Origin of the sequence: Thioclava sp. UBA3469, assembly GCF_002378135.1 — a bacterium.
In the GTDB taxonomy this organism is placed as follows: domain Bacteria; phylum Pseudomonadota; class Alphaproteobacteria; order Rhodobacterales; family Rhodobacteraceae; genus Thioclava; species Thioclava sediminum.
In genome coordinates this window covers 10856-14995 of record NZ_DFRG01000032.1, presented here as the reverse complement: position 1 = coordinate 14995, position 4140 = coordinate 10856, and the positions used below count along the sequence as shown (strand labels likewise).

At 64.8% G+C, this 4140-nt stretch carries 5 protein-coding genes and 1 pseudogene; 2 read left to right on the top strand and 4 right to left on the bottom strand.

What is annotated here, in order from left to right:
• From B3D39_RS02560 to B3D39_RS02545, 4 genes are all read right to left on the bottom strand, one after another.
• Positions 1 to 209, bottom strand: a 209-nt coding sequence (locus B3D39_RS02560) for a hypothetical protein (protein ID WP_286789348.1), incomplete at its 3' end; no start/stop codon positions are given.
• Complete coding sequence (locus tag B3D39_RS02555; protein ID WP_274961653.1) at positions 206 to 952, bottom strand: ABC transporter ATP-binding protein; 747 nt, start codon at positions 950 to 952, stop codon at positions 206 to 208. The genes B3D39_RS02555 and B3D39_RS02560, both read right to left, overlap by 4 nt.
• Before the next feature lie 175 nt (positions 953 to 1127).
• The gene (locus B3D39_RS02550) at positions 1128 to 1907 is read right to left on the bottom strand and encodes a hypothetical protein (RefSeq protein ID WP_274961652.1); all 780 of its coding nucleotides are present in this window, start codon (positions 1905 to 1907) and stop codon (positions 1128 to 1130) included.
• 8 nt (positions 1908 to 1915) lie between these two features.
• The gene (locus B3D39_RS02545; RefSeq protein ID WP_286789347.1) at positions 1916 to 2392 is read right to left on the bottom strand and encodes a hypothetical protein; all 477 of its coding nucleotides are present in this window, start codon (positions 2390 to 2392) and stop codon (positions 1916 to 1918) included.
• A 306-nt stretch (positions 2393 to 2698) separates the two neighbouring features.
• Between B3D39_RS02545 and B3D39_RS02540 the strand changes: the two genes are divergently transcribed.
• Positions 2699 to 3373: a response regulator transcription factor gene (locus B3D39_RS02540; protein ID WP_274961650.1), complete on the top strand. Its 675-nt coding sequence runs from the start codon at positions 2699 to 2701 to the stop codon at positions 3371 to 3373.
• Positions 3373 to 4140, top strand: a pseudogene (locus B3D39_RS02535) (hypothetical protein); the annotation flags it as partial. The gene B3D39_RS02540 and the pseudogene B3D39_RS02535, both read left to right, overlap by 1 nt.

The following is a 4140-nucleotide window of genomic DNA, read 5'->3' as shown; positions in this document are numbered from 1 at the left end:
GTGACCGGGTTCGGCGGCACCGGCTTGCCATTGGCTTCGAACCAATGCGTGGCGCTCGCGTAGATCGCATCGACCGTCGAGGTCGCGGACCAGCCCAGATAAGCCGAGACCAGCACCAGCGCGGCGAACAAAGCGGCCACCAGCGCGATCGTCCGCTCGCGCGCAAGCGCGGCGAGCGCGTGGCGGCGTAGGATCGTGGAGGGTGTCATGCCGCGACCTCGCGATCCGGCACCACCGAGAGGTAAAGCTCCTCGAGTGCTTCTTCCGAGCCGTAGCGCGCGTTGACCGTCTCGATCGTGTCGTGGAAAACGAGCTGGCCGTGCGAAAGGACGCCGATGGAGGAACAGGACCGCGCCACTTCGCTCAGCAGGTGGGTGTTCATGAAGATCGTCATGCCCTGCCCGTTCAACCGCTCGAGCACCTCGCGCAGTTGGCGTACCCCCATCGGATCGAGCCCCGAGGTCGGTTCGTCGAGGAACAGGACCTGCGGACGGTGGACGATGGCCTGGGCCAAGCCGACCCGCTGGCGCATACCCTTCGAGAAGGTCGCGATCCGGCGGTCGGCGAGATCGGTAATGCCGAGGAACTCCATCACCTCCTCGACGCGGTCGCGGGCGTCCTCGATCCGCGAGAGGGCCGCGAAGAAGCGCAGGTTCTCGCGCGTGGTGAGCGTATCGTAGAGGCGGACGTTCTCGGGCAGGTAGCCGATGGCGCGGCGCAGCGCGATGCGGTTATGCGCGAGGTCGCAGCCGGCGACGCTCGCCGTGCCGCCGCTGGGCTCCATGAGCGTCGTCAGAAGCCGGATCGTCGTCGTCTTGCCCGCACCGTTATGGCCGAGAAATCCGAATATCTGGCCACGGCCGATGTCGAGGTCGAGCGGCTGGAGCGCTGTGAAATCGCCGTAGCGCAGGGTAAGCCCCCGCGTGCTGACGGCCGGTGTGTCTGTTTGCATCTCTGGGCACCTCCTTTTGATGTTGAGAGGAGCTTGCCCGCCGCGATCCGGATCGAATTCGCCCGTTTCTTACAAATCCGTGAGAAGCCGGGTTTCTGGCTTGGCCGGACCGAAAAACCCTCCGCCCCGGACGGTCGGGACGGAGGGCCACGCGGCGTACGATCTGGAAAGGGAGTCAGACGCGCCTGCGTTTCACAGTCATCGCGGCGACGGTGATCGCGATGACGGCAAGGAAGCCGAGGCTGGTGGGAATGGTGCCGAAGCCAAGCCCGCCATACTCGGTGGGTTGCGAGAGAAGATCGCCGAAGGACGCGCCCAGCGGGCGGGTGAAGATATAGCACAGCCAGAACGCCCAGAGCCCGTCGAGCTTGAGCGCGGCATATCCCGAAGCGAGCGACGCGATGATCAGCCCGAAGAGGATGCCGGTCGCGAGATAGCCGATGCCGAACTGCTCCGAGATCAGATCGCCGACCGCCGTGCCGAGCGCGAAGGTGAACAGGATCGCGAGCCAGTAGAACCCTTCGCGCCGGGCCGTGTAGACCTCGTGGATCGAGAGCGTGCGCTCGGAGGCGAACCACGCCGCGAAGGTCGCGCCCAGCAGGATCGTGAACCCGATTGTCGAGTCGATCAGCGGAATCCCGAGATTGTCGGTCATATTGTCGGTGATCAGAGTCCCCACGATCGAGATCAGCACCACGGCCGACCAGTAAACCGCAGGCACGTAGCGGCGCTGCGCGAATTGCCAGCGGATCACGACGGCAAGGATCACGGTCATCAGGATCGTCGTCGCGGTCAGGCCGAGGCCCAGATTGACAGCCAGAAAGTCGGCCGCCGTCTCGCCCATCGTCACCGCCATCAGTTTGATGAGCCAAAAGCCCGGCGTGACTTCGGGAACGCGGCTGACCGGATTGGTCAACTCTTCGTCGGGGTAGATGAAAGTCTGTTGGTAGCTCATGATGCGCCTCAGTTGTTCAGCATTGCCAGCGCCTGCGCCGAGAAGGCATCGGCGCGGGTGTCGTCATCCGCGTTGCAGCGCTCGAGCGCTTTCGCCTGAAGATCGGAGACCGCTTGCGGCGCGGTTTTGCCGCCGAGCGTATCTCGCACTTGCCTGATCATCGCCTCGCAGGGCAGCGCGTGGCCGGTCTTGTCGGTCACCGCGATGCCCGCGACTTTCTGCACGGCCCCGACTTCCGAGGGCACCGGATCGGCAAGCGCGGTCTGCAATCCGTCAAGGCTTTGCATCACGCTCTTCGCGTCCGGCGACTTCGTTCGCAGGGCGGCGAAAGCCTTGTCCGCCGCCCCGTCGATCACGCCCCAGGCCGAGGGGTCGGCCTTGCGCAGCTTGGCCGCGTTCTTGTCCCAAAGGGTCTCGAGATCGGTGATGCGTTTCTCTGCGGCGGTGAACTCGCCTTTCTTGGCAAGCGTCTGTGTATCGCTCACGGTCGTCTCGTAAGGGCTCATATCGCCGAGGCTCGCAGCTTGCGGCGCGGAAGCGCCCGGCGCTCCCGTACTCATGGCCATTTCGACCATTGAAAATGACGCGACCGGCACCGCGATCAGCGCGGCGGAGAGAAGCAGGTTTCGCATAAGGTCCTCATTGCTTGCGATGCATCCACATCGATGCCGCCAGCAATCCCCTGCAGAAGGACGAAGCGTTTTGCTCCCGTCTTACGAATTTGTAAGAAATCGCACAGACCTTGTGGAGCCGCCCGTGACAATCCCGGTCCGTTATCGAAGGATGGTGCGATGAAAATCCTGATTGCCGAAGACGATGCCGAAACTGGAGACTACCTGCGCAAAGGGCTGACCGGAGAAGGTCATGCCGTCGACCTGCTCCGCGACGGGCGCGAAGCGCTGACCCAAGCGACCGCGCAGAGCTACGATCTGTTCATCTTCGACCGGATGATGCCGGGGCTCGACGGGCTGGCCCTGCTCAAGGCGTTGCGCGCGGCGCAGATCGCCACGCCCGCCATTCTGCTGACCGCGATGGGCAGCGTCGAGGATCGCGTCGCCGGGCTGCGCGCAGGGGCCGACGACTACATGGTCAAGCCCTTCGCCTTCGTGGAACTGCTCGCGCGGATCGACACGATCGCGCGCCGCCCCGCCCTCAAGGCCGAGGTGACCGAACTGGTGCAGGGCGATCTGCGGCTCGACCTTCTCGCCCGCGAGGCATGGCGTGACGGGCAGTGCATCGAATTGCAGCCGCGAGAATTCATGCTCCTGAAGCACTTCATGGAACGTCCCGGCCGGGTGCAAACCAAGACGATCCTGCTGGAGGCGATCTGGGACATTCATTTCGATCCGAAAAGCAGCGTTGTCGAGACCCATATCAGCCGCCTGCGCGGCAAGATCGACAAGCCTTTCGCGACCCCCTACCTGACCACGCTGCACGGGATCGGCTACGTGTTCGAGGCCTCGTGATGCGTGCATTCACTTGGTCGATGCGCTTCGCGATCGCGATCTCCACGGTCTTCGCGTTCGCGGCACTTGTCGCGGGCGGCGTGTCATACGTTCTGCAATCCAAGGAAATGAGCCTCCGCCTCGAGGGCGAGGTCCGCGCCGATACTGAGGCGCTCGCCCTCTCCGCCCGAGGCGCCGACATGCAGGACCTGAGCGAGCAGATCACAGCGCGGATGACGACGAGCCGCGACGGCGCGAATATCGTGACCTTCGTGCCAGCCGATGGCTCTGACGCACTTGGCAATGTCCGCGTCGCCGCCTCGTTCGAAGGCACGCGACACCTCGAACCGGGGTCCGGCCTGACGCTGCTCGACCCACCCAGCGCGAATGTCCCCGAAGGCTATGTCACCTACGGGATGCAGCTTCCGTCAGGCTGGCTGATGACGGGGCGCGACGATGCGTGGCTGCGCGAACAGGGCGAAATCCTCGCCACGAGCTTTGGCTGGGGCCTCGGGCTCGCGCTTCTGCTGTCGATCAGTTTTGCGGTCTTCATCGCGCGGCGAAACGAGGCCCGCATCGACCGGATGGAGCAGGTCCTTCACGCGGTCGGCGAGGGCCGCCACGGGTTGCGCATCCGCGACGAAGGCGATGACGACGTGGCGCGTCTGGCGCAAAGCGTGGATGAGGCGCTCGACCAGTTGGAGGCGGGGATCGCATCGATCCGTCAGGTCTCGACCGACTTCGCCCATGACCTGCGCGCGCCGCTCGCCCGACTGCGGCTGCGGCTG